The following is a 25624-nucleotide window of genomic DNA, read 5'->3' on the forward strand; positions in this document are numbered from 1 at the left end:
GGCATGCGACTCGACGGTGTCCCCGCGACAGCGGCCGACCTGAGCGCCCTCGCCCTCTACAACTACGGGCACTTCACCACCATGCTGGTCGACCGTGGCCGGGTGCGCGGCCTGTCGCGGCACCTCGACCGGCTGGCCACCGACTGCCGGACGGTGTTCGGCGCCGATCTCGACCGGGACCGGGTGCGGCACCTCGTCCGGCGCGCGGTCGTGGACGCCGCGACGCCCACGGTGGTCGTACGGGTGACGGTGTTCGATCCCGCCATCACCCTGGCCGGATCGGCCGGACCGGTCAGCGACGTCCCGGGTCCTCGCCTGCTGGTCAGCACCAGAGCGACCGCGCCGGGGCCGGTCGCCTTGCCGCCGTTGCGCCTGCGCTCCTGCCGCTACCTGCGGGAACTGCCGACGGTCAAGCACACCGGCCTGTTCGCCGCCCTGCATCATCGGTTCCGGGCGCGGGCGGCCGGCTTCGACGACGCGTTGTTCGTCACCGACGACGAGCGGGTCGCCGAGGGTCCGACATGGAACATCGTCCTCGTCGTCGACGGCGAGCTGGTCTGGCCGGCGGCGCCGTGTCTGCCCGGGGTGACCGCGCGGCTGCTGCGCACCGCGGCCGAGGCCGTCGGCATTCGATGTCGGGACAGCGCGGTCACCTTACGCGATATCGGACCGGATACGGCCGCCTTCGTCAGCAACGCGACGGTCGGTCTGCGGTCGGTCACGGGCGTCGACGCCGTCGCGCTGGCGGTTGCGCCCGCGACGGCCGCATTGCGTCGAGCCTACGAGGCCGTCACCCCCGAACCGCTGTAGACCGCGACCGCGCGACAGATCTGAGCTACCAATCTGTACAAATTCCAGCGGGATTGGACAAAATTTCGGACGCCGAGCGCTTTTCAACCAATCGGCTGCTTGACTCCGTCGACTATCGAGCAAGCAATATGGACGTCCGAAATCGAACGGCAATCTGGCTGACCTACTGTCCGACGGTGCCGTCACCCGTCCGTCTCAGGTGGCTGCCAGATCGCCCAAATGAAAGGGAAGTGATGCACTGGCCCGCAATATCCCGGCGACGTCTGATCTCCACCGTCGCCATCGTGGTCCTGTCGACCCTTGCCATAAACCAGTCGCCGGCGACCGGCAGGGTTCTGTTGCCGCTTGACCAGCCGGCCTTCGAGCACGAGTTGCTCGCGAAGGCCACCCCCGACGAGTGCTTCAACGGGATCGGGCTGCCCTACCCGGTCGGACCACCGTGCGCCGAGGGCCAGGCCAAGGTCAACCAGGCGTACGTCTGGTCGCTCGCTCAGGCGAACGACCGCCTCTGGTTCGGCACCGGAGCGAACGTCAACTGCATCGTCACCGGCGCCACGCTCTCGCTCCCGACACCACGAATCACCGACGACTACGTGTGCGAGTTCGCGGAGAGCCAGGTCGTGAAAGAGAACCCCATCATGCCGGTCACCGTCGGTGACCACCGGCAGCCTCGGGCGTACGTCTACGACCTGTCCACCCAGACGCTGACCGAAAAGACCGCGGACATCACGAACGCGTCCGCCGACGACCTTTCCCGGCTGCGCCGCACACTCGGGCTGCGCGCCGGCGGGACGCACCAGGGCGTCGTCCTGCTCGCCGGGCCGGCGCTCGGGATGTCGGTCAACATGTTCGCGTTCGACACGGCGACCGGAGAGTACCTGGGGTCGGCGAACTTCACCCAGTACGGCAACATCCGCCACTTCCTGGTGGCCGACGGCGTCCTCTACGCCGGGGTCGGGGTCGGGGCCAACGGCCGCGACGGTGGCTACATCCTGCGCTGGGCCGGTGACCGCGACGATCCGTTCAACTTCGTCGAGGTCGGGCAACTGCCGGCCCAGGTGGCCGACCTGACGATGCACGAGGGCCGGGTCTTCGTCAGCACCTGGTCCGCCGCCGGCGGCGGATCGTCCGCCGCGCGTACGGCCGCCGGTTCCGCGCCCGGGCGTATCGGTGTGGTGCCGACCGAGGAGGCGGACCCGAGTGTCGCCGGGGTGTGGATGAGCCCGCGGCTGGTCGACGGGAGTCCGGGTCTCACCCCGGACGACCTGTCGCAGTGGACGCAGGTGTGGAGCGCGGCTTCCTACGAACCCGACCCGATCATCGCCGGCACGTACGGCCTGGGCGCGCTGGCCTCGTACGGCGGATACCTCTACTGGGGAACGATGCACGTTCCGATGAAGTCGACGGCGACGATCGCCGAGGCGTTCCCACCGGTGGACGAGTTCGCCGCGCGGGCGACGCTGGAACGGTCGCAACGGGCGGTGAGTATCTTCCGGGGCAAACGGTTCGGCACCCGCCTGGAGAACGTGGAACTGCTGTACGGCGAGCGGATCCTGCCGGCCTACAACGCCACCGCGAACGACGGGGCGGGCGGCTGGCAGTGGGCGCGCACCGGGTACCGCCCGCGATACGGTCACATCGGGTTCGGCAACATCTACAACAACTACACCTGGACGATGGCCGTCTCCGGTGGCCGGTTGTTCATCGGCACGATGGACTGGAGCTACCTCGCGAAGGACCTGCTGCCCGAGGCCGCCGCCCAGATGGGCTTCCGGGGCGCGGCCACCGGGCTGACTGACGAGCTGGATCCGATCACGATCGATCCCCAGCTCTACGGCGGCGATCTGTGGATGTTCGACTCGAACGTGGGGCGGGCCACGGCGGTCGACACCCAGGGTCTGGGCGGCAACTATCTCAACTACGGATTCCGCACCATGATCGCCGACGGTTCGACCCTGTACCTCGGCATGGCGAATCCGATGAACCTGCGCACCGACCCGACGGACGACGTTCCCGAAGGCGGCTGGGAATTGATCAGGTTGACCCCTGTCGGAGGCTGACCAGCGCGTGACGAAGACGGGTACGCACGGACCCTCGGCGGTCGGTGCGTACCCGTTTCGTCGCGTGCCCGGACGGACGGACCTGGACGCGCGGGACGCCACGCCGGTTCACCCGACGTGGGTGGTCCTTTCTCTCGGCCCGGCCGCGATAGCAGATTCGGCTGCGGGCGCCCGACGCCCGGCCGCACGATCATGTCGGCAGGTTGTTTCTTGTTTTGACGACAGATCGGAGAGGCCATGCCATTCGTGACGGTAGGGCGCGAGAACTCCGCCCCGATCGACATCTACTACGAGGACCACGGGTCGGGCCAGCCGGTGGTGTTGATTCATGGCTTCCCGTACGGGGGTTCGTCCTGGGAGAAAGAGGTCGAGCCGCTGCTGTCCGCGGGATTCCGGACGATCTCGTACGATCGGCGGGGTTTCGGCAACTCCAGCCAACCGGGGATCGGCTACGACTACGACACCTTCGCGGCGGATCTCGACGTCCTGATGCGTGAGCTCGATCTGCGCGACGCGGTCCTGGTCGGACACTCGATGGGGACCGGGGAAGTGATCCACTACCTGGGCGTCTACGGTTCGCAGCGAATCAGCAAGGCCGTGGTCATCAGTCCGCTCGCGCCCTTTCTGCTGAAGACGCCGGACAACCCGGAAGGGGTGGACCAGAGCCTGTTCGACGGGTTCAAAAAGGCGGTGGTCGAGGACCGGTTCGCCTATCTGACCAGCTTCGTCACCAACTTCTTCGGCTGGGACGAGAACAAGGGCAAGCGGGTGAGCGAGGAGGCGTTCCGGGCGCACTGGCAGGTGGGCGCCCGGGCGTCCGCGATCGCGACCTTGCACAGCATCGACGCCTGGCTCACCGACTTCCGTCCGGACCTGTCCCGGATCGACGTACCGTTGCTGATCATTCAGGGGGACAAGGACGCCGTCCTGCCGTACGAGGTGACCGGCAAGCGCCTGGCGCCGATGGTCCCGGGCAGCAAGCTGATCACGCTGCGGGGCGCGCCGCACGGTATTCCGTGGACCCACGCCGACGAGGTCAACAAGGCGATCATGGAGTTCATCGGGACCAGGACTCTGGCGATGTCCGGCACACGCTGACGAAGCGTCGGCGCGCGACGGCAGGAATACATACCATCTCCCCGCGGGCGACCGGGAGCTGGAACAGGGGGCGCGGGCCGGGTGGTCGCAGAGACTCCACGACCACCACGGCCACGGCCCGCACCACCGCGCGCGGGCGCGCCGAGCGTGAGCACGGCGCGCACCGCACGGGCGGTACCGCTGTGGTGGTTCACCAGTTCGCGCAGTAGCCCACGCTGAACGTGCGAGCACCCGGCTTCAGCGTGTTGTTCCAGTCGTGACCGCCGATCCGGAAGATCCCGTCGCCGAGGGACTCCCGCTCGAAGTTCCACGCGGTGTAGATGTCACCGGCCAGGCTCACCACACCCGTCCAGTCGACGGGCTCGTCGCTGTCGTTGGTGGCGACGATCTCGGCGCAGTAACCGCCACCGCTGTCGGAGTCCCACGCGGTGATCCGGTTGATCTCGATCGCGACGTTGGAGCTTGTCACCAGCCGGCCCACCCCCCACCGGGCGGTGGTCTGGTAGCCGACGCCGTCCTGCTCCGCCCAGTTGCGGATCGCCGTACGCGTGCCGTCGGTCGCGTCGTTGACCTGGAAGTCCAGGCCGTGGAAGGTGCCCAGGCCGCCGTACTCCAGCAGGCTGATCGCCGCCTCGACGGTGTAGCCGGTCTCGGTGCGCACCGCGGCGCTGTCCAACCGGCCGGCCTGGAACGCCTCGTCGCCCGTACCGAACGAGACCACGTTGTCGGCGTTGATCCTGATCTGGGTGTCGTCGTAGCGGTAGGAGCCGTTCTTGGCGTTGCCGGCGTCGATGTAGATCTCGACCGAATCCTGGGTCCACGGGTCGGAACCGGACACGTCCACCACCGGGTCGGCGACCTCGGCCAGCACGTACAGTGTCTGCCCGCGCCACAGGGTGCGGACCGTGGCGATCGCGCCGTCGGTGCCGGAGACCTCCTTGTCGGTGGTCACCGCGTCGGCGAGGGCCCAGACGCCGTCGACGGTGCCGTCGATCACCGGCGCGACCGGCGTCTCGGCGACGGCCACGTACGACAGCGCCTCGACCAGCGTGAGGGTGCCGACCGCGCCCGGGGTGTTCCACCCGGCCGTGTCGCCGTCGTCGCTCACCCGCACGTCGAGGGTGAGGGTGGCACCCTCGACCGCGCCGTCCAGCGGCAGGTGCGCGACGAGGTCGTAGCCGCCGTCGCGTTCGGTCGCCACCGCCGGCACGTCGCCGTCGCCGTCGCGCGACACGGTGTACGTCGTCCCGTCCAGGACGAAGGCGACCTCGTCACCGTCCGACGCCGCCGGGTCGTCGACGGTCACGTACGCGCTCAGGTGGTCGGCGGCCCAGCGCAGCTGGAAGCCGGCGAGTTCCTCCACCGGATGCAGCGGCAGCTTGAGCCATTCGAAGTCGGCCGGTGCGACCGGGGACAGCGCGACGTCGCCGGCGAAGACGTTCGCCGTGCGCAGCCGGGCCGGCAGGTCGCCGTCGACCGCGCCGTAGTAGGCCGGCTTGGCCTGGTAGCCGTCGTCGAAGACCAGCGGCGCGCCGCTGCTGGAACGCCATGACCGCCCGTCGGTCAGACCCCAGACCGTCACCACGGACAGTTCGTCGGCGTACGACCGGAAGATCCGGAACGCGTCCCGGAAGAAGTAGCCCTGGTCGATGAGCCGTGCCTGGGTCACCGGGGTGCCGGTGGTGACGTCGAGTTCGGTGACCGCCTGGGTGACCGGCAGGTCGGCGAAGGCGGCCAGCGCGGCCTCCAGGCTGGTGATCGGCGTGGCCAGGGAGACGTGGAACTGGTGGCCCACTCCGTCGACCGGCACACCCCGGGCGAGCAGCCGCTCGACCAGTGCCCGGTAGCGGGCCTGCTTGCCGCTCTGCTCGGTGTTGTAGTCGTTGATGAACAGGGTCACCGGGTCGGCACCGGCGACCGCGTAGACGTCGTTGAACGCCTCGTCGGCGTACTGGAACGACAGGTCGAGGTACTCCTCGCCGAGGATCCGGTACCACTCGCTGCGGCGCAGCCCGTCGGCGTACTCGCCGCTGTCGCTGACCACCTCGTTGACCACGTCGAACGCGTTCAGCGGGTTGGTGTCGGAGCCGAACGGGCCGTAGCGGTCGCTCAGCGCCTGTGCGACGGCGAAGATGTGGGTGCGCAACCGATCGCGCATCACCTGCTGGTCGGCGGGTGCCTCGGTCAGCGGCTCACCGGCGTCGTCGGTGAAGAACCATTCCGGCGTCTGGCTGTGCCACACCAGCACGTGGCCGTACAGGCCGAGGTCGTTGGCCTGGGCGAAGTCCATCAACGCGATCGCCTGCTCGTGCGGGCGGAAGGTGCGTTCGGCGTCGTACCACGCCTCCGGCTTCATGTGGTTCTCCGGCGTGACGTTGGTGAAGTGCCGGGTGAGCAGGTCGGCGGCGGAGCCGACCGTCTCCCGGGCGTCGATCGCCACGCCCACCGGGAAGTCGGTGGTCTCGTGGATGCCGGTGAGGTCCTCGACGACCGGTGGCTCCGGTACCCGTACCACGATGTCGTCGACCAGGAAGTCGCTGGTGTTGCCGGCGACGTCGGCGCCCTGCCAGCGGGTCTCGAAGTACAGCAGGGCGGTGTCGAAGGCCGGTGCGGTGAACCGGGCGCTCACCTCGGTCCATTCGCTGTTGGTGATCGTCTCGAACTGGGCGATCGTGCTGAACGACTGGCTGCCGTCAGCGGTGCTGGCCAGACTCAGCCAGATCTCGTCGGTCGGCTGGCCGTCGGCGAAGCGCAGCCAGGCGGTGAACTCGTAGCCGACGCCCGCCTCGAACACCGTGCTGACGTCGCGGCCGATGCCGGCACCCTGGTTGACCCGGTCGGTGACCAGTGCCGCGGCCGCGCCGCCGTGGGCGGCGTCGGTGAGGGCCACCGTCGGCGCGCCCGGCCCGCCGTCGCGTGGCCCCCAGCCGTCCAGGCCGTCTTCGAAGTCGGTGTCGATGACCACCGTGCCGGGGTCCGGGCCGCCGGGACCCTGCGCCGGGGCGGTGACGAGGATGTCGTCGACCGCGTACGCCGCGCTCGCCTCGGCCGCTTCCAGGTAGACCTGGTACTCGGCCGGGTCGGCGTCGGCCGGGACGGTGAACTGCCCGGTGACCGTGGTCCAGGTATCGGCGGTGATCGTCGTGTTGCCGATCCAGGTGTAGTCCGGCTTCATCACGAACCGGAACCCCGACGACGCCGGGCCGTCGGCGCCGAGCCGGGCCCGCGCCGAGAACGTGTACGTGACGCCGGGGGAGAAGATGCCGGCCGGGCTCTGCAGCCCGTCGAATCCGTTGGCCCGGTCGGTCACCTCCAGCACCTTGCCGTCCGCGTCGTCGACCACGGTCAGCGTCGGATCGCCGCTGGCGAACCAGGTGCCGGTGGTGCCGTCCTCGAAGTCGACGGCGCTGACGGTGACCACGTCCGGGCTGCCGGCCGGACCGGTGACGAGCACGTCGTCGACCAGGAACGGGGTGGTGCCGGCCGCCTCGATGTAGAGCGTGGCGGCGCTCAGCCGCGCCGGCATGCGGTACGAGCCGCCGATCTGGACCCAGCTGTCGGCGGTGGTGTCGACGTTGTCGCCGATCCAGGTGTACGTGTTGTCGCCGCCGGCCGGGGTGGCCTCGACGGTGAAGTGGACGCCGGCCGAGCCGTCGGTGCCGGCCGGCAGCTTCACCCACGCGGTGACCGAGTAGGTCACGTCGGGTTCGAACAGTGCGGTCGCGTCCGTCGCCGGGCCCTGCCACTCGGCGCTACGTCCGGTGACGGACATGCTGTTCGCGCTCTCGTGCCCCGGGGCGGTCGTCGCCAGCGACACGTCACCGCGGGGACCCCACGGCTGGTGCGAGCCGGACTCGAAGTCGTTGACGAGGATGACGACGTCCTGCGCGTGGGCGGACGGCACCACCACCGACGAACCGACGAGGGCGGCCGCGCAGAGCGCGGCAAGGACGGTCAACCGTCGCCGGGCACCGACGAGACGATGCCGTGGACGGACGAGACGATGCCGTGGGCGCATCGAAAGGCTCCTTTTCCCGGACGAGGGTGGTGGGGCCGGACGGCGCGGGATGGCGCGCGCCAGCAGATCCAGACGCGCGAATGTTAACCGCGCCGGTCGCAGCCGTCGAGAGCCCGACAGCGGTGGCGTCCGCCCTGCTACGGACCGCCACCAGCGGGAAAGCCCTTGCGCGTGTGGCGTCAGCCGGTTTGGTCGCCGGCCCGGCCGGCGGTCGGCCGCAGCGGGTAGCGGTAGCGGGGCAGGAGCGGCAGCGACACCGCGGTCGACACCAGCCGTGGCCCCGTGGGCTGCTTGTCGAGCCACCGGTCGTCGAGCCGCAGCGACACCTCGCCGCTGCGGAACCGGCTCGGATTGCCCGACACCGTGTGGTTGGGCGCCAACCGGACCGTCCGTTCGTCGACGAACGGGCCCTCGCCCGCCGGCGGGGACACGACACTGTCCGGCAATCCCACGAAGCGCAGCAGGTCCTCGACGGTGTCCCGGGGGGCGGCCAGGAAGTCCTCGTACCGCAGCAGCCGGTGCCGGCCGGGAAAGGCCCGGGCCGTCCGCTCGATGAGCAGGTTCCAGCCCAGCCACAGCCCGCTGCTCTCGACGGTGCCGTGGCGGTGCATCAGTCCGGGCGTGGCGGGGTCGTGGTGCGAGGTCGTTCGGGACCAGGAGTACGCCACCGCCCGCGGATCGCGCACCATGTGCAGCAGGTACGGCTGCACGCCCTCGACGCCCGACAAGGCGGCCGCGTCGCCCGGCGACTTCGACGAATCGACGATCAAGGTGGCACCGGTGACCTCGGCGATGGCCCGGTAGAGCCGGCCGGTGAGCCGGCGGTAACGCTCGACGTCCGGGTCGGTGGGGGTACGCAGCAGCGCCGGTGTGTGCCGGACCCGCAGCGAACGCCGTTGCACCGCGTACATCTCGGCGGGCGGGGGCGGGTCGTCGCCGTACGCGACACGCAGGATGTCCTGCCAGAGCCGGCACTCGGGGAAGGGCGCTCCGCAGCCGCACTTGCGGCGCTGCTTGAGCCCGCGCAGCCAGATATAGGTCAGCTCCCCGGCCGAGAAGACCGACTCGTACGAGTTGAGGACGTTGTCCAAGATCGTAGTTCCGCTGCGTCCCCATGCCGCGATGAACAGGACCTTGGTCACGCCGTTGCCTCCGGAGGATGTCGCCACAGATCGCGACCGGAGTCTAGCCACGTCCGACCGCCGACACCTCACTGCGAGTCCGAGTTCACCAGCCGTTGGCTCGGAGGTTACGCACGCCGACGCGCGGTTCGTGGCGACCCTGCTAGCTTGTGGCCGTGCGCGAGGCAGGCAACAGTGTTCCGCGGGTGCGGCGCAACGACTGGTCGTCGGTGGTAGTACCTGACCTGGACGGTTGGCGGCCGAGCCGGACGGTGAGCGTGGTCGTCCCGGCCTTCGACTGCCAGCGCACCCTCGATCTGACGCTGGCCTCGCTGAGCCGGCAGACGTACCCGGCCGACCTGCTCGAGGTCGTCGTGGCCGACGACGGTTCGGACCCGCCGCTGACCCTGCCGGCGATCCGGCCGCCGGGAACCAGACTCGTGCGGGTCGGCGAGGACGGCGAAACCGGCTGGGGGCGGGCCGCCGCGCTGCGATGCGGGGTCGCGCACAGCAACGGCGAGATTCTGCACTGGCTGGACGCCGACATGGTGGTCTTCCCCGAGCACATCGCCGCGCAGGTCCGCTGGCAACACGTGCTGCCGTACGCGGTCACCCTGGGCTACAAGCGGTTCGTCGACCCCGACACGCACGGGCCGTGGCCGTCGGCGGACACGGTCGCGCAGGTGCTGGACCGGGGCGCGGCAGCGGACCTGTTCGGCGGCAGCGCCGGTGAGCCGCACACCTACGTCGAGCGGTACGTCAACCAGACCGACCAGCTCCGCCTCGCCGACCATCACGTATTCAAGATCCATGTGGGTGCCACCGCCGCACTGCGCCGTGAGCTGTACGAGGCGGCTGGCGGATTCGACGCGCAGCTGCGGCTGGGTGAGGACACCGAGTTCGGCTACCGCCTCGCCCAGGCGGGCGCGGTGTTCGTGCCCGAGCCGGCCGCACGGAGCTGGCATCTCGGGCGGACGCACGTGATGCGCGCCCGGGAACAGATCGCCCGGTGGAACCGCCCGTTCTTCGCCGACCGGATCCCATATCCACGCAACTGGCGCAAAGTAGGTGGAACCTCCTGGTCGGTTCCACTGGCCGAGGTGGTCATGACGGTCGGCGACGAACCCCTGGAACGGGTGCGGGCAGCCGTGGATTCCGCGCTGCGCGGTACCGAGCAGGACATCCGGGTCACCCTCGTCGGGCCCTGGGACCAGCTCGACGACACCCGGGTACGGGTGCTCACCGACCCGCTGCGCGACCTGCGGCTGATCGCCGCGACCTACCGGGGCGAACCCCGGGTGCGGCTGGCGACCGACGAGCCCGCCACGGTGTTCCCGGCACCGTACCGGCTCGACCTGTCGGCCCGGTACGGCCTCGCGCCGGACGCGGTGCGGCGCCTGATCGATCTCGCCGACCGCCACCAGACGGGCGTGATCCGGGTCGACCCGCCTGGTACGCCGGTGACGCTCTGGCGTACGGCGGCGGTCGGCCGGACCCGGTGGGTCCGCCACCCCGACGAACCGTTGGTCGACGCGGTCAGCTCGGTGGCCGGGCACCAGGACGTCACCGCCGAGGCGGTCGGTGTGCTCGACCTGGCGCGGTTCGACCCGGCCGACCTGGCCAACGGCATGCCCCGGCCGCCCCGGCGCGGCCGGGCACCGGCCGCGCTGGCACCGACCACGGTCGAGGTGGCGGGGGTGCGCTCGCTGGCCAAAGCGACCGTGGCGGTGGCCTGGATGGCTGGCCGGCGGGCCCGGGCGACGCTGCGCGGCCGTTGACGGAAACCGGTCACCGTGGCCGTGTGCCGGCGGCCTCGGCCGATCCCGGTTGTCCGGACCGCTGGTGGTGACGGCGCTTGAGCACCTTGTCCCGCACCGTGTGCCGCAGGCCCGGTGGAATCAGCCAGATCTGCAGGAACGTCAGGTAGTCCAGCGGGCCCGGTCGCCCATGCCGGCGGGCCTCCCGCAGCAGCGTGCCGAAGACCTTGCCACTGCGGGTCGGCGCCGCCATCGAGCTGACCACGCTCATCGTGATCGCGGCGTAGGCACGGGGGGTCATCAGCGGACGGCTGCGCCGCAGCCAGTCGAACTGAGCCTGCCACGGAGAGTTCAAGCTGATCCGTGGCCGGTTCTCGTCCTGATGCCAGATGACCAGGGGCTCGTCGGCGAAGACGAGCTCGACGTCCGGGTGGCTCAGCGCCCGCAGGGTCCAGTCGAGCTCCTGCATCCGCGGCACCGCCGGATCGAACGGTACGCGACGGAGCAGTTCGGTCGGTGCCATGATCGTCGACGTCTGGATGAAGCCGTCACCGTGGAACAGGCCGCGCCGTACCGTCAGGTACTCGCTGAGCGGCTCACCAGGTGCGGGCAGCCGGCGCGGGATGACGAACTCCGCCCGCGGCGTGCGGTTGATCAACCGGCTAGCGACGATCGGCAACGGCGCGGACGCCGTACGCGCGGTGTCGAGCTGAGCGGCGAGCTTGCCGGCGAGCCACTCGTCATCGTCGTCGAGCAGCGCCACCCAGCGCGCCCGGGCCTGCCGCACCCCGGCGTTACGGGCCGCTGGCGCGCCGCCCCGGTCAGGTAGCTCGACCACCCGCAGCCGGGTGTCGGCGACCGCGTCGAGCGCGGCGACGGTCGCCGGGTCGGGGCCGTCGATCACGACGATGACCTCGATGCCGTCGACGGTCTGCGCGAGTGCGCTGCGGACGGCGCGGGTCACCAGAGCCGGCCGGTCGCGGGTCGGGATGACCACGCTGACGGCTGGAGTCGCGATCATGTGGGTCGACCTGCCATGACGGGAGTGGACGGCTATGGACGGACGGTCGGCGTTCGCGCCGCCCGCAAGGGCACGGCGGCGCGGGGACGGGGCGACCGCCGCGAGGATGATGACGACTGCGGGTGTCTGTTCAGTGAATCTCAGATGGGCAACGGGCGTACAGCACCGAAAGTGACGGTCCGCAGCGGCCAGGCCAGGCCAAGCCCGGCCCGCTCCGGTGCCGGGCCTAACGCGGTGCCGTGGTGAACCCGTCGCCGACGATGGCCAGCCCGGCCCAGATGCGTGGCGGCGCGTCCGGCCGGATCGTCAGGTACTCCAGCTGCGCCCGCTGCAGCGCGGCGGCCAGTAGGCCCAGCGGTTCGACCGCGGTCGTGACGGTCAGCCGTCCCGACCAGCAGGCGGCGATGACCACACCGTCCGGTAGATCGCAGACGAGCAGGTCAGCAGCGGTGAGCCGGTCGTCAGCGGCGATCGCCAGCGACTGGGCGAGGCCGTCGCGGCCATCGGTGTCGCCGCCGGCCGCCGGTGCGCTGCCGTGCGCGTTGACCACCGCGAGGGCGTACCGGGTTCAGCATCGCGCAGGCCGTCGTCGTGATCCTGACCCCGGACGACATCGCCCAGCTACATCCGGACATGCACCGGGCGGCCGAGCCCGACCACGAGGGCCGACCGGCAGGGCAGGCACGCCCCGAGGTGATCTACGAGGCGGGGATGGCCATGGGGATGCACCGCCGCGACCGGACCCTGCTGGTGGAGATCGGCGAACTGCGTCCGTTCGCCGGCATCGGCGGGCGTGACAACACCGGGTGTCCGGTCGACGACTCCGACCCGGACTGGTTGAACGTCGCCAGGTTCACCGGGCTCGCCGCCTGCGCCCGCAAGCCTTGACCCGCAAGCCGCGACCCGCGCTCCCGCTCAGACCGACTCCTGGCCGCCGGCCACGGCGGCGCGCAGTTGTCCGCACGCCTGCCGTCCGGCCTGGTCGAGCCGTTCGGCGGCGGCCAGGGGCAGACCACGCTCGGTCGCGCTCCAAGAAATCCAGGCACGGGCGACGTCGGGGAGGATTCGCCCCACCGCCGGATCCTCTGCGGCGTCGGAGGCCAGCCCGGGCAGACCGAGGACGGCCGTCACCCGGCGTGGGCCGAGCTGCAGCGGGTGACAGGCAGCCTGTTCGACGAACTGCGTCACCAGCAGGTCGACAGCCCGACCGGTCGCCTCGCCGGTGGGAAGACCGGCTGAAGCGTCCGAGCCGAGGAAAGCCCGTTTCAGCAGCTCGATCTCCACCGTGGTCGGGAATTGCTCCGGTGGGGCCGGGGCGTCGCTCAACGCGCGTGCCCGGGCCAGCGTCAGCCCACGCATCTTCCGGTAGGCCACGGGTAGCGGCCTGAGTTTGTACTGGCGGTTTTCGGAGATCTCGTCCGAGGTGGCGATCGCGTCCTCGATCAGCCGGCGGGCATAGGCCGCATCGAGCGGTTCACTGACGAGCTCACCGCCGTCGTCACCGCCGCCGTGCAGGATGTCCAGCAGCGCGTCCACGTCCATGCCGAGCAGCAGTTCGCGGATCAACCCACCACCGATCGCCCGGTCGATCACCGCCAGGATGCCGTGCTGGTGCGCCCCGTCGTAGGAAAAGCCGCAGAGGACGGCGGCGGTCTCGCCGAACTGGTCGTGCGCCCACCAGCAGCCGTCGACCCGCACCCGCCCGACCGTCGCTGCCCACGGTGGCTCCGGTGCCCCCTGTCGGACCAGCCGGTCGGCGTGCATGCGGGCGAGTTCGCGTTGGGTGTCGACCGTGCTCATCGCCTGGTAGGCGCGCAACGCCGCGACGGCCGTCGGCGTTTCCCGCTGCCCCAGCTCGTGAATGATTCTGGCGTCGTCCTGCATCGCATCGGCCAGGGACGGCCCGAAACCCTCCGCGTTCTGGTGGGCGAGCAGCTGCGTCATCCCTTGCTCCACCGACCACGGGGACGTTCGGGACATGATGGTGAAGTTCCACTCCAAGGAATCCGCGCCCGCGGCGGCCCGAGCGGCGCTCTGGTTGCTGTCGTCCATGCCACGATTGTCGCAGCCGTACGGTAACCGCCCGATAGCGGCTGGCATACCACCTGGCGATGGGCGCATCGCGCACCGGCCGGTCCGCCGGGCCGTTCACGGTGGCCGGCCCGCCGTCGGATGGCTCAGACTGACGCGGTGACCCGACGAGGTGCCGCGGTGCGTTCCGCGGTCGTGATCAACCCTGCGAAGATCGCCGACGTCGACGAGTTCCGGGCGCTGGTCGGCGGCGTCCTGGCCGAGGCCGGCTGGGCCGAGCCGTTGTGGTTGTCGACCACCGTCGACGATCCGGGCGAGGGACAGGCCCGGCAGGCCGTGGCGTCCGGTGTCGACGTCGTCTTCGCCTGCGGCGGCGACGGAACCGTGATGTCCTGTGTCGCCGGCCTGGTCGGCACCGACACGGCCCTGGCCATCCTGCCGGCCGGCACCGGCAACCTGCTGGCCGCGAACCTGGGTCTGTCGACCGACGTCGCCGCCGGCCTGCAGGCCGCGGTCGATCGCGGTAGACGCCGAATCGACGTCGGGCAGCTCGATCACCGCTATTTCGTGGTGATGGCCGGGATGGGCTTTGACGCCAAGATGCTCGCGGCGACATCCGAGAAGACCAAGGCCCGGATCGGCTGGCCGGCCTACCTCGTCGGTGCCCTCCGTCACCTGCGGGATCGGCCGATGCGGGTCCGGCTGCGGATCGACGACGGCCCTGTCGTGCATACCCGGGCCCGGACCGTGCTCGTCGCCAACGTCGGACGGTTGCAAGGTGGTATCACGTTGCTCGCCGGGGCTGAGCCCGACGACGGCCAACTCGACGTCGCCGTGCTGACCCCACGTTCGTTGCGGCACTGGCTCGCGATGGGTTGGGCTCTGATCCGGGGCACCGGCCGGGTGCCCCGGATGCAGGTGTACCGGGGTCGCGAGGTGTCGGTCTGCAGCGACCGCGACCAGCCACGTGAACTCGACGGCGACCTCATCGAATCCGGTCGTACGCTCAGGGTCAGCGTGTGCCCGGCGGCGCTGTGGTTGTGCGTGCCCCGTCCGGAAGCCGACCCGGACCTGTCCGTCGACGCCAAGTCGGCGGCAGAGCGCGGTGAGGATCTCGTCGAGCGGGTTCACGGTGGCTCTATCGGCCCGGTGCCTGGCACCACCGGACAGCGACCGCAATCCTGATCGCAGACCTACCGGTCGGTGCCGTGGCCCAGCCGGGCGAGCAGCCTGGTGTGTTCGTGCCGGCGTTCGGTGTGCCGGCCGAGCGCGTCGACGCGGCCCCACCGGCCCGGCACGTCGAGCAGCTCGATCCGTGGGATCGACGGCGGTAGGTGCGAATCGACCCGCAGATGGTCCTCGTACGGAGTGAGGCCGAGCATCGTACGGATCAGGAGCAGCACGGCGCCCGCCGACCAACCCTGCGGGCTGCAGGCCGTCGGGTACTCGACCGGATAGCCGGTCAGACCTCGCTGGTAACCGGCGAACGCCTCGGGTAGCCGTCCGTCGAAGAACTCCGATGCCTCGACCATGCCTTGGGCGATCTGCGCGGCTTCCGGACGGAAGCCGTAGCGCCACAGCCCCCAGGCGATGATCGAGTTGTCGAACGGCCACACCGTACCGACGTGGTAACCGACCGGGTTGTAGCGCGCCTCGCTCTCGGCCAGCGTGCGGATTCCCCAGCCGGAGTACATGCCCGGCCCGAGCAGGTGCTCGGCGACCTTTCTGGCCCGGGCGGGCTCGACGATGCCACTCCAGAGCAGATGGCCCATGTTCGAGGCGAGCCCGTCCACCGGTTCGCCGGCCGGATCGAGCGCCAAGGCATAGTATTCGCTGTCGGCGATCCAGAAGTCGCGGTTGAAACGGTCCTTGAGCTCGGCGGCCTCGTGCTCCAGCCGGTCGGCGTAGGCCGGGTCGTTCCAGAACCGTCGGGCCAGGCGCGCCCCGCGGACCTTGGCGTCGTACGCGTATCCCTGCAGCTCACATGTTGCACGGGGAGGTGCGGGCAATCTGCCATCCCGGTAGGAGATCGAGTCCCAGGAGTCTTTCCAGCACTGGTTCTCCAGGCCGTTGCGAGTGTTTCGCCGCCAGTAGGAGAGGTAGCCGTTGCCCAGGAGGTCTCCGTACTCGTCGATCCAGCGTAGTGCGGCGCGAGCCTGACGTTCGAGCCCGCGAACCAGATCCGCGTCGCCGCTCCACCGCTCGTACTCGTCGAGCAGGACCACGAAGAGCGGGGTGGCGTCCGCCGACCCGTAGTACGGGGTGTGCGGTTGTTCCTGGAACGCGGCGGATTCTCCGTATCGGAATTCGTGCAGAATCTTGCCTGGCTCCTCCTCCCGGAGGTCGTCCAGGCTGCAGCCCTGCAACGATCCCAGCAACCGCAGCACCGGCGGGGTCAACTTCGGCAGGAACGGCATGGTCATCAGGCTGATGAAGATGCTGTCGCGGCCGAAGAGCGTCATGAACCACGGCAGCCCGGCGGTCGGCACCGGTCCGGTGGCGGTCAGCGAGGCGTACCGCATGGCGGCCAGGTCGATGAGGCTGCGTTCGTACGCCCGTTTGAGGGTCTCGCAGTCGGTGAGCAGTTGCGGGGCGCGGTCGATCCAGCGTTCCAGTTCCTGCCGCACCTGCGGCCTTGCCCTGCGCCGGTACGACCCCCAGACGGTCGGCGACTCGTAGTCACCACCGTTGACGATTGGCTCGACCCGGAGTTCCGTCTCCCACTGCCCGCGCGGATCCAACCGGATCTCGAACGTCATGCCGGTCTCGTCGATCCTGCCCGGCGATGTGCTGGAGATGACGGTGTCCCGCCGGAAGGTGTCCCTTTCATAGTGGAAGCAGAGCCGATCCGCACGCCGTTCCACCGACTTCTTGCCACGTTTGCGTCGTGTCTCCTTGATTTCGAACAGGTCGGCGAAGTCGGTGTCCATCTCCATTCGGAGTGTGATGTCGCTCGGTGTGATGTCATGGTTGAGTACTCTGATCCGATCGACGAATGTCGTGCCGATGGACTGCTCGCGGATAATCGATATCTTGGCGTCGATGTAGTGGGTAGGCTTTCCGGGCACGAGGAAGTACCGGGTCTCGAAGAAGTGCAGATCATCCCGGGACAGTGCGTTTACCTGTTCGCCGTCGACTCGCAACACCCAGGTCGACAGGAAGCGGGTGTCGAATGAGAAGAGCCCGGTTGGATAGTCCGGTGAAAGAAGTACGTCGCCGTGCTCGTCGGTGACGATAAACGTATTACCGTCCAGGATGCTGACTGTCTTCTCGTTCATGCCCGGCGCCTCCCGCGAGCGAAGTCCTTAGGATGCTGTCCGGTCGGAGCGCCTGCGAACAGGACCCGTGAGATCTGGTCGGCGATGCCGAGGTCCCCTTCGACGACGAGTGCATTACGGAACAGCAGCGGGATGAACCGCTCGTCGCCGCTGGCGAGCCGGTCGAAGAGCATGCGGTCGCTGCGGATGGTCGCGTCCGGCTCGGGCCCGGTCGACGATACCCGGATCTTTTCCTTTCCAATTGAGATGTACCAGTATGTAGTCTCTCCCTCGCCGAGTACGTCGAAGCGGACGGTGCCGGTCAGGTGCGGCGGAAGGCGAGCCAGCATCGACTGCTCGTCGCGGGCGAACCGGTCGAGCGCGTCTTCGATCGAGTCAGCCATCTGCCGCCACCCTCCTTACCTCACCGGCCGCGTCTCGGACGAAACTAGGTGAGCTCGTGGTGACGGTGCCTCGTCCGTCGCGGATGAACTGGCCGATGACCGACCTCAGCGGCGAACCGGACACGGGTTGGTGGCGGGGCTCGGCTCGGTCGCGACCCGTTGCCCGCCGGTCGTGACCGCCGTGACGGACCAGATCACCTCGGCCACGGTCAGGCCGGCCACCTGCCCGGTCGCGCCGTCGCCGGTGACCCGCATCGGCGTCTCGCCGGCCCGACCGTCCGGCGCGGCGAGGCCGCCCGGTCCGCCACCCGGCCCGGTAGGCGAACCGCTGGTCGGCCCGGCGGGTCCCGCCGACCAGCGCAGGACGGCGGAATCGAGCCCGCCTTCGTCGACCGCCACGCTCACCCGCAGGGTGAACCCACCGGTCTGGTCACAGCTGAGCTGCGCGTCGGTGCGCAGTCGCGGCCCGGGCGACGGTGGTACCGTCGGGCCGCGGGTGCCCGGCGTTTCCGAGGCGTCGCCGGAGGGCTCGCCGGCCGCCGAGGGTGCGGTCGACCCGATCGGCGGAGCGGTCACCCCCGGATCAGGTAGCCGGCCGGCGGTCGCAGGCGGGGCGGGCTCAGCCGTTGACCCGGCCAAGGTCGGCGCTCCGGCTGGTGCCGGCTGGCCGGCACCAGCCGGAGCCGTGTCGGCGGCACCCAGTCGGGGCACCACGAGCGCGACGCCCAGCAGCAACAACAGCACCGCGGCTGCGGCCAGCCCGGCCGCCCGTGACCGCCGGCCGCCGTCAGCCGAGGAGAACATGCCTGTCGGACGGAGTGGATCTGCCGGGCGGGGGAAGCCGCTGGCCGAATCGAACCGGCCGGCCCGGTCGTCGATCTGCTCGCGGTCCGCCGCGCGCGTCGCGTCGGTGCAGGTCAGCTCGAGTCGAGGCCAAAGGTCCGCCGGAACGGCGAGCAGCGGAGCCGTGGCGTACGCGGAGAACAGCGCGGCCGGGTGTACCTGCTCCCGACGACGGTCCGCGCAGTCGGCGCACGACTCGATGTGTCGGCTGACCCGCTTGCGTAGCAGCACCGTGAGGCTCTGGCCGTCCCAGCCGTCCAACAGAGCGCCCAGCGCGGCGCAGGAGTCTGATCCGGTGCGGGCCACGAGCAGAGCGCCGACCGCCCGTTCGAGCTGGGCGCGGACCCGGGACAATCGGGCGTGCGCATGGTCGGCGGAGACCCCCAGCACGGCGCCCACCTCGGCGGCGGACAGATCGTGTCGGACGGAGAGCTCGAGAACCTGCCGATCCCCAGGGTTCAGCCCGGCGGCCGCTGCCCAGACGAGTTCCCGCAACTGCCGGTCACGCAGCCCGGTGATCGGATCGGGCGCGGCGCAGAGCAGCTCACCTGCCTCGTCGAGCGGTAACTGCCGGCGCCGGGCGCGCAGCGTGCGTAGGCACTCGTTGCGGGCGATCGCGTAGAGCCACGAACGGAGCCGATCCGGATCGCGTAGCTGCGCCGCCCGCTGGCTGGCCAGAACGAACGTGTCGTGCACGGCGTCGCCCGCGGCGTCGGCGTCGTGCAGCAGGAACCGGCAGTAGGTGTACAACCGGTCGGCGTACGTCCGGTAGGCGCCGTCGAGGCCGCGCTGGTCACCCGCGACCAGCGCGGCCACGATGGTCCGATCGTCCATCCGACGATGCTAGGCAACCCGGTATCCGCCGGTCGCATCACTGTCGCCAATACTCCAGTACGTACCGGGCCGGGTCGGGCCGGTCGTTGCCGTGCCCGATCAGGCACAGTCGGGTGTTGCCCGCGGCAACCAGTCTGGCCCGTGCGGCGTCGGCGGCGGTGTCCAGAAACAGCAACGGCGTGTGTCCTGCGCGCAGCCCCCAGCCATCGGCGTCCGGGCCGTGCACGGCCAGTACCGCCGGGTCGTACTCGATACAGTCCAGCTGCGGCGCGAGACCCAGCGGTAGTCCGGACGGGTCCTGGAAGTAGGTGACGATGTAGCGGTGCCGGTCGGGCCGGTCGTTGCCTCGTCCGATGAAGCAGAGCCGGGTCCAGTTGCGGGCCACCTTGACCCCGTCGGCCGCGTCGGCCTCGGTGGCGAAGAGCTTGATGGAGTGGTCACCGTCGCGCATCCGCCACGCGTCGCCGTACGCCTCGATGGTGAGGTTCGCCGGGTCGTAGCTCACGCAGTCCTCGGCGGCGGGCGGAACGTCGGTGGTCGGGTCGGGGTCGGTCGTTGCGTCCGGGTCGGTGGTTGCGTCCGGGTCAGTGGTCGGGTCCGGGTCAGTGGTTGCGTCCGGTCCGCTGCCACCGGATCGACGACCGTCGGGGGCACCACCCAACGCGGCGGAGCCGCCCGATCCGGCCGGACCGCCTCGCTCGCCAGTCACGCCGAGGCCGGCGGTCCGTCCGGAATCCGGATCGCCGGTCAGCCCGAGCGCGAGCAGCACCCCCAGGACCGCGGCGATCGCGAACGTGGCCGCCGCCCACCACCAGGTCGATCGCTTCACCAACGACTCGCGTGAGGTTGTGTAGATCATCTCGTCCTCCCACTCGATAGCTCCGGACGCTCGCGCAGGCTCGCGGTGCGTCGCCGGACAGCAGTGGGAGTCGCGAGCGGGCGGGCGGCCAACAACTTTTTGGCCGCAGTCGCCTGCCCGCCGTAGCCGCCGACCTACCGGTCAGCCGCCGACCTACCGGTCAGCCGCCGACCTACCGGTCAGGTGTCGGAGTCGTGCACCTTGACCACGGACAGTGGCTTGTCACGAGGGCCGTAGAGGATCTCCATCACCGCCGAGACACCGGCGTTGTTGGCGCCGGCGACCACGAACTGCAGCCCGGCCGGGGATCTCAGCACCGGCACCCGGTCCGGCTCCGCGCCGGTGCTGGCCTGGTCGCCGACGGCGTCGGGATGGTCGGCTGGCAGCCGCCAGCGGGTGTGCCGGGACAGTGCGTCCTTGCCGACCGCCGCGAGCTCCGCGCGGCTGCGGACCGCGTGCTCGTAGATGTACTGACGCACGTCATCCTTGCGCCACCCGGCGGCGGCGAAGACTCGGGCGTGTTCGGGGCCGAGGACCACGAGCGCGTTGGTGTACTCGTGGACGAGGGCGCCGGTACGGGTGACGGTGTTGGTGATGTCCAAGGCCAGTTGCTCGGGCAGGTGGGTGTGGCGGGCCTCGATGTGCAGACAGGACCGGATGATCGCGGTGGTCACCGCGCTGTCGTCGGCGTCCAGGCCGTGCTCGACGTGCAGCGGCGACCACGGGCTCTCTTCTTCGTTCTCGGCGATGCAGGCGGAGTACTTGGCCGGTGTCGCCTGGGTGGCCTGGTCCAGCAGGTGCGGGTGCAGACCGAAGACGTTGATGGCGGTGAGCCGGATGGCCCGCCCGATCGTCGCGTTGGCCCGAAACCCGGATCCGAAGACGTTCCCCTTGCTGTTGAGCCCGATCCGCTCGCGTACCGGCCCGTTCACGATGGTCAGCGGTGCCGTACCGGTCGTGCTCTGCCAGATGCCCCGAACCGGGTACGGCTCCTTGGCGAAGCCGTCCCACGCGGCCAGCACCACCGGCATGTACTCCGGGAGACAACCGGCCATCGCCGCGTTGATCGCGGCGAGCCGGACGGTGCACCGCCGGTTGAGATGCGGCATGGTGAGCAGCACCTCGTCCGGGTCGCGGCTGGTGCGGGCCAGGAACTCCGCCAGGTACGACTCGGTGACCGGGACCACCGGCAGGCCGTCGGTCCAGTCCTGCCGGGCGTAGTACTCCATCGCACGGCGGATCTGTGCCGCGTCGATCAGCGGCTCCTCGGCCGACGGGCTGTCGTCGACCCGGGCAATCTGCACATCCGCCATTCAGGCCTCCACACCGAGAATCGTCAACAACTCGGGCATGGCGTCCCGGACGCGGTCGCGGATCTGTGCCGCGTCGATGCTGGCGACCGGGTGCTGTACCACGAGGAACCGGTAGCCGGGGAAGCCCTGCAACTTGGCCATGGCGCGGCCGGACGTGCGGAACGAATCCGAGCAGATGCTCACCGCGGGCAGGCCGGCCCGCTCGAACAGGATTCCGTCCGCGACCGTGGCGGCACTGCATGAACCACAGTCACCAATCGCGGTGACGAGAAGATTGCACTCAGCGACGATTTGCTTGAGTAGTTCGTCCTTCACCGGCGTGCCGAAGTAGTCTTTGGTGTATAGACGGCATTCGCCGATATTGTACCGCCGACGGAGTTCGTCGGCGAACTCCTGCAGTAGTGGGACGGCGTTCGCCTTGGTGTTGTCCAGCAGGCCTACCGTGATCCCACGCAGGCTGGCCGGCCGGGGGGCGAGCGTGTGGTCAGCCGATCGTTCGGCGAAGCCGGTGGGGTCGAGCAACTTTTCCAGTACTGCCATGTCCCGCTGCCTCCAGACTCATCCGACGCTGGCCAGGGGCTCGCCAGGCCTGTGTCAGGTAGCACGATAGGAAGACCGGTAGGGCCGACGCCAGAGCGCATTGTCCGCAGGCCGCGGCCGCGACGACCGTTACCGGCTACGTCATCCGACCTAGGCGTGCCCGTCGTGGCCGGCGGCGGCAGCCCGTCATTTGCGTCTCGCCCCGGGCCGGCGTCGGTGCATACGTTGTAGCTCGCCGCAGCCCGGCGGCAGACGCTGTCCCGGGCGCCAAGCCGTTGGCGAACACACCTCATCGGGAGTCCGTAGTGGACGACGTCGGCAAGCTCATCATCATCGGCTCGGGGCCGGCGGGCTACACCGCGGCCGTCTACGCCGCGCGAGCCGGCCTCGGACCTTTGGTGATCGAGGGGATCCAGTCGGGTGGCGCGCTCACGACCACCACCGAGGTGGAGAACTTCCCTGGCTTCCCGGACGGGATCATGGGCCCCGAACTGATGGACGCGATGCGCAAACAGGCGGCCCGGTTCGGGGCCGAGTTCATCGCCGCCGACGCCGCCGGGATCGAGCTGGTGGACACCGGCGTACCGGGCTCGACTGCGGCGCACCTCGTCACCGTGGGCGAGGGCGTCCACCGCGCCAAGGCGGTCATCCTGGCCACCGGCTCCGCGTGGCGTCCCCTGGACGTGCCCGGAGAGCAGGAGTTTCTCGGCCGGGGCGTCTCCTCCTGCGCGACCTGCGACGGATTCTTCTTTCGCGATCATGACATCGCGGTCGTCGGTGGCGGCGACTCGGCCATGGAGGAGGCGACCTTCCTCACCCGGTTCGCGCGCAGCGTCACGATCGTCCACCGCCGTGACGAGTTCCGGGCCAGCAGGATCATGGCCGACCGGGCGCTGGGCAACGACAGGATCCGCGTCGAGTGGAACAGCGTGGTCGAGGAGATCGTCGGCGTCGACGGCACGGTCGGTGGACTGCGGGTCCGCAACGTGCGTACCGGTGACGCCAAGGTCATCGACGTGACCGGTGTCTTCGTCGCCATCGGCCACGAACCGCGCAACGACCTTCTGCACGGTCAGGTCGAGCTGGACGACGACGGGTACGTCGTGGTCGCGTCGCCCACGACCCGGACCAGCGTACCCGGCGTGTTCGCCGCGGGAGACCTGGTCGATCACACGTACCGCCAGGCGATCACGGCGGCCGGGACCGGCTGCGCGGCGGCACTCGACGCCGAGCGGTTTCTCGCGACCCTGGAGGAGAACTGATGGCTACGCCGACGGCGGTACCAGGGCCGGTGCTGGCGGTGAGCGCGCACGCCGCGGATTTCGTCTGGCGGGCCGGTGGCGCCCTCGCCCTGAGCGCCAGCCGTGGTCGGCAGGTGCACGTGCTCTGCCTCACCTTTGGCGAGAAGGGCGAGTCCCAGGGGCTGTGGCGGCAGCCGGAGATGACCCTCGACCGGGTCAAGGAGGTGAGACGGGAGGAAGCGTCCCGGGCGGCCAAGGTCCTCGGCGCCGACGTCGAGTTCCTCGACGTCGGCGACTATCCGCTGCGCCCGACGGACGCCCTCTACGACAGCGTGACCGCCACCATCCGCCGGCTGAACCCGGCGGTGATCCTCACCCATCCCCGCGTCGACCCGTACAACTTCGACCACGCGCTCACCCATGAGATCGTGCTCCGGGCGCGGATGGTGGCCCAGGCGGCCGGCCATGATCCGACGAGCCGGCCGATCGGCGCGCCGCAGGTGCTGCAGTTCGAACCGCATCAGCCCGAGCAGTGCGGCTTCGTACCGAATCTGCTGCTCGACATCACCGCCGTCTTCGATCGCAAGGCCGAGGCGATGCGGATCATGGGTGCGCAGAGCCATCTCGTCGCCTACTACACCGACCTCGCCACCCGGCGCGGCGTCCAGGCGGTCCGCAACGGTGGCTCCCGGTCGATCACCCATGCCGAGGCGTTCCAGCGGGTCTTTCCGACCGTCGGAGGTGAGTTGCGATGAGTCACGTCGTCGTCCGAAGCGATGCCGGTCCACCGCCGGAGGCGGTCAAGCGCCTGGGCGAACTGGGCGTGGCTACCGTGCACGAGGCACAGGGCCGGACAGGCCTGCTGAGTCACCGGTTGCGTCCGATCTACCCGGGTGCGCGGATCGCCGGCCGGGCGGTCACCGTCTCGGCCCAGCCCGGTGACAACCTGATGATCCACGCGGCGGTCGAACAGACCCGGCCCGGTGACGTACTGGTGGTCACCTTCACCTCGCCCACCACCGACGGTGCCTTCGGCGAGTTACTCGCCACGTCCCTACGGGCACGCGGTGTCCTCGGTCTCGTCATCGAGGCGGGGTGCCGTGACGTCGTCGAGTTGACCGCCATGCGGTTTCCCGTCTGGTCACGGGCGGTTTCGGCGCAGGGCACGGTCAAGGCCAGCCCGGGCTCGGTGAACGTGCCGATCGTCATCGCCGGTGCGTACGTACGGCCCGGTGACGCGATCGTGGCCGACGACGACGGAGTCGTCGTGGTGGCGTCGCAACGCGCGGCGGCGGTGGCGACGGCGGCGGCGGCCCGGGTGGCCAAGGAAGAGGAGAAACGTCGACAGCTGTCCGACGGAGTGCTCGGCCTGGACCTGTACGGTCTACGTCCGCTACTTGAGCGGCTCGGCGTGCGGTATGTCGACGCGACCGACGACGGGCGCACCGGGTAGCGGATCGAGGAGGACTTGCCCGATGGAGTTTCTGGTCCGGCAGTTGAACCGGATGCCGGCGGATGACGCGTCCCGGCGGCTGCGTGAGGAACTGCGGCCGGCGGAACGTCAGGTCGCACGGCAGCTGCGGGACGCGGGCGTGCTGCGCCGGTTGTGGCGGGTGCCGGGCACCCTGCACGCGATCGGCCTGTACGAGGCCGAGGACGCGACCGCGCTGCACGACGCCCTCGCGTCACTGCCCATGTTCCCCTGGCTGGAGATCGAGATACAGCCACTGGCTACCCACCCACAGGAACGCGAGACACCGGTCGACTAGCGCTGTCGCCGGTACGTCGAATGTCGTAGCCGAGCGTGCCGTGGCTGACCGTGACAGCCGGTCGTTTTGCGTCTCGACCAGGGGAGCACGGCTTCCTAAGCTGAAGAACGACCGCAGACCAGAGGGATGGGCGATGACTACTGTGGATGATGATACGGCTGGCTCCGCCGGTACGACCCTCGACGGGGCGTTCGCCGACCTCGTGGCCACCCTGGGGCGGGACGGCTACGCGGCGGAATGGGAGTTGGACGGCGACGCGATCACCTTCCGGGTCCTCGCCACCGCCGACGCCTGCGCCGAGTGCCTGGTGCCCGCGCCGGTACTGGAAGCCATCGTCGGAGACGCGATCGAGGGCACCGGCTACCGGATCAGCCGGGTCGAGATGCCGGCGGGGCATTGACCGCACCGCAGCACCCGTTGGACGAGGCGCAGCACCCGTTGGACGAGGCGCAGCACCCGTTGGACGAGGCCCAGCGGGGCCGGCATCGGCACGCCGAGCAGCACCGTCCGCGCGAGAAGCTGATCGTCGGCCTCCCAGCAGCGTACGCCCGGATTCGCCGGTAGCCGCCGCCGCACCCGAGCCCATATCCTGACCAAACGGCATCGTCGCTGCTCAGCGCGTGCTCGTCCCGGACCGCCGATCGTCAC

Annotated in this window: 23 protein-coding genes; 12 read left to right on the plus strand and 11 right to left on the minus strand. The window is 70.0% G+C overall.

Annotation, left to right across the window (positions count from 1 at the left end):
* Positions 1-3 precede the first annotated feature (3 nt).
* The 3 genes from ACN27F_RS32510 (at position 4) to ACN27F_RS32520 (ending at position 3968) form a co-directional block, all read left to right on the plus strand.
* A complete protein-coding gene (locus tag ACN27F_RS32510) occupies positions 4-810 on the plus strand; it encodes an aminotransferase class IV (RefSeq protein WP_421439295.1) in 807 nt (268 codons plus the stop codon).
* Positions 811-1148: 338 nt separating this feature from the next.
* Entirely contained in the window at positions 1149-2870 is a 1722-nt protein-coding gene (locus tag ACN27F_RS32515) for a hypothetical protein (RefSeq protein WP_421439297.1), read from the plus strand.
* A gap of 237 nt (positions 2871-3107) precedes the next feature.
* A complete protein-coding gene (locus ACN27F_RS32520) occupies positions 3108-3968 on the plus strand; it encodes an alpha/beta fold hydrolase (RefSeq protein ID WP_421439299.1) in 861 nt (286 codons plus the stop codon).
* Positions 3969-4158: 190 nt separating this feature from the next.
* Here the strand turns inward: ACN27F_RS32520 and ACN27F_RS32525 are convergent, their stop codons facing one another.
* Together ACN27F_RS32525 and ACN27F_RS32530 are read right to left on the minus strand one after the other, a co-directional pair.
* The gene (locus ACN27F_RS32525; protein WP_421439301.1) at positions 4159-7986 is read right to left on the minus strand and encodes an endo-1,4-beta-xylanase; all 3828 of its coding nucleotides are present in this window, start codon (positions 7984-7986) and stop codon (positions 4159-4161) included.
* A 179-nt stretch (positions 7987-8165) separates the two neighbouring features.
* Positions 8166-9128 carry a sulfotransferase family protein gene (locus ACN27F_RS32530; RefSeq protein ID WP_421439303.1) on the minus strand — a complete coding sequence of 321 codons (963 nt, stop codon included), beginning with the start codon at positions 9126-9128 and terminating at the stop codon, positions 8166-8168.
* Between the two features lie 155 nt (positions 9129-9283).
* Here ACN27F_RS32530 and ACN27F_RS32535 point away from each other — a divergent pair, with 155 nt between their 5' ends.
* Positions 9284-10885 (plus strand): glycosyltransferase, encoded by a 1602-nt coding sequence (locus ACN27F_RS32535; protein WP_421439304.1) that lies wholly within the window; start codon positions 9284-9286, stop codon positions 10883-10885.
* Between the two features lie 10 nt (positions 10886-10895).
* Here the strand turns inward: ACN27F_RS32535 and ACN27F_RS32540 are convergent, their stop codons facing one another.
* Both ACN27F_RS32540 and ACN27F_RS32545 read right to left on the minus strand, forming a co-directional pair.
* Complete coding sequence (locus ACN27F_RS32540; protein WP_421439306.1) at positions 10896-11885, minus strand: glycosyltransferase family 2 protein; 990 nt, start codon at positions 11883-11885, stop codon at positions 10896-10898.
* A 226-nt stretch (positions 11886-12111) separates the two neighbouring features.
* On the minus strand, positions 12112-12435 hold the full coding sequence (locus tag ACN27F_RS32545; protein ID WP_421439307.1) for a hypothetical protein: 324 nt from the start codon (positions 12433-12435) through the stop codon (positions 12112-12114).
* A gap of 23 nt (positions 12436-12458) precedes the next feature.
* On the opposite strand from ACN27F_RS32545, the gene ACN27F_RS32550 reads away from it, so the two are divergent.
* Positions 12459-12773 carry a TIR domain-containing protein gene (locus ACN27F_RS32550; protein WP_421440589.1) on the plus strand — a complete coding sequence of 105 codons (315 nt, stop codon included), beginning with the start codon at positions 12459-12461 and terminating at the stop codon, positions 12771-12773.
* Between the two features lie 27 nt (positions 12774-12800).
* On the opposite strand, the gene ACN27F_RS32555 is transcribed toward ACN27F_RS32550, so the two are convergent.
* Positions 12801-13937, minus strand: a complete 1137-nt coding sequence (locus tag ACN27F_RS32555; protein WP_421439309.1) for a hypothetical protein — start codon at positions 13935-13937, stop codon at positions 12801-12803.
* Between the two features lie 120 nt (positions 13938-14057).
* Here ACN27F_RS32555 and ACN27F_RS32560 point away from each other — a divergent pair, with 120 nt between their 5' ends.
* Positions 14058-15101 (plus strand): diacylglycerol/lipid kinase family protein, encoded by a 1044-nt coding sequence (locus ACN27F_RS32560; RefSeq protein ID WP_421439310.1) that lies wholly within the window; start codon positions 14058-14060, stop codon positions 15099-15101.
* Positions 15102-15109: 8 nt separating this feature from the next.
* On the opposite strand, the gene ACN27F_RS32565 is transcribed toward ACN27F_RS32560, so the two are convergent.
* The 6 genes from ACN27F_RS32565 to ACN27F_RS32590 all read right to left on the minus strand — a co-directional run bounded on the left by ACN27F_RS32565 (position 15110) and on the right by ACN27F_RS32590 (position 21948).
* Positions 15110-17194: a glycogen debranching N-terminal domain-containing protein gene (locus ACN27F_RS32565; protein ID WP_421439312.1), complete on the minus strand. Its 2085-nt coding sequence runs from the start codon at positions 17192-17194 to the stop codon at positions 15110-15112.
* Positions 17191-17577: an SCP2 sterol-binding domain-containing protein gene (locus ACN27F_RS32570; RefSeq protein WP_421439313.1), complete on the minus strand. Its 387-nt coding sequence runs from the start codon at positions 17575-17577 to the stop codon at positions 17191-17193. The genes ACN27F_RS32565 and ACN27F_RS32570 overlap by 4 nt, the downstream gene beginning before the upstream one ends.
* Positions 17578-17682: 105 nt before the next feature.
* The gene (locus ACN27F_RS32575) at positions 17683-19254 is read right to left on the minus strand and encodes a sigma-70 family RNA polymerase sigma factor (RefSeq protein ID WP_421439315.1); all 1572 of its coding nucleotides are present in this window, start codon (positions 19252-19254) and stop codon (positions 17683-17685) included.
* 37 nt (positions 19255-19291) lie between these two features.
* Entirely contained in the window at positions 19292-20113 is an 822-nt protein-coding gene (locus ACN27F_RS32580; protein WP_421439317.1) for a hypothetical protein, read from the minus strand.
* A 179-nt stretch (positions 20114-20292) separates the two neighbouring features.
* Entirely contained in the window at positions 20293-21426 is a 1134-nt protein-coding gene (locus ACN27F_RS32585) for a hypothetical protein (RefSeq protein ID WP_421439318.1), read from the minus strand.
* Positions 21427-21948: a UGSC family (seleno)protein gene (locus tag ACN27F_RS32590; RefSeq protein ID WP_421439320.1), complete on the minus strand. Its 522-nt coding sequence runs from the start codon at positions 21946-21948 to the stop codon at positions 21427-21429.
* A 323-nt stretch (positions 21949-22271) separates the two neighbouring features.
* On the opposite strand from ACN27F_RS32590, the gene trxB reads away from it, so the two are divergent.
* From trxB to ACN27F_RS32620, 6 genes are all read left to right on the plus strand, one after another.
* Positions 22272-23228 carry a thioredoxin-disulfide reductase gene (gene trxB, locus ACN27F_RS32595; RefSeq protein ID WP_421439322.1) on the plus strand — a complete coding sequence of 319 codons (957 nt, stop codon included), beginning with the start codon at positions 22272-22274 and terminating at the stop codon, positions 23226-23228.
* The gene (locus ACN27F_RS32600) at positions 23228-23962 is read left to right on the plus strand and encodes a PIG-L deacetylase family protein (protein ID WP_421439324.1); all 735 of its coding nucleotides are present in this window, start codon (positions 23228-23230) and stop codon (positions 23960-23962) included. Before trxB ends, ACN27F_RS32600 begins: the two co-directional genes overlap by 1 nt.
* A complete protein-coding gene (locus tag ACN27F_RS32605) occupies positions 23959-24660 on the plus strand; it encodes a 4-carboxy-4-hydroxy-2-oxoadipate aldolase/oxaloacetate decarboxylase (protein ID WP_421439326.1) in 702 nt (233 codons plus the stop codon). The genes ACN27F_RS32600 and ACN27F_RS32605 overlap by 4 nt, the downstream gene beginning before the upstream one ends.
* 22 nt (positions 24661-24682) lie before the next feature.
* A complete protein-coding gene (locus tag ACN27F_RS32610; RefSeq protein WP_421439328.1) occupies positions 24683-24976 on the plus strand; it encodes a muconolactone Delta-isomerase in 294 nt (97 codons plus the stop codon).
* A gap of 133 nt (positions 24977-25109) precedes the next feature.
* Positions 25110-25376, plus strand: coding sequence for a hypothetical protein (locus ACN27F_RS32615; RefSeq protein ID WP_421439330.1), 267 nt, complete (start codon positions 25110-25112; stop codon positions 25374-25376).
* Positions 25373-25540, plus strand: a complete 168-nt coding sequence (locus tag ACN27F_RS32620; RefSeq protein ID WP_421439331.1) for a hypothetical protein — start codon at positions 25373-25375, stop codon at positions 25538-25540. The genes ACN27F_RS32615 and ACN27F_RS32620 overlap by 4 nt, the downstream gene beginning before the upstream one ends.
* The last annotated feature ends 84 nt before the right edge of the window (positions 25541-25624 follow it).

The organism is Solwaraspora sp. WMMB335 (assembly GCF_049179075.1).
Taxonomy (GTDB): Bacteria; Actinomycetota; Actinomycetes; order Mycobacteriales; family Micromonosporaceae; genus Micromonospora_E.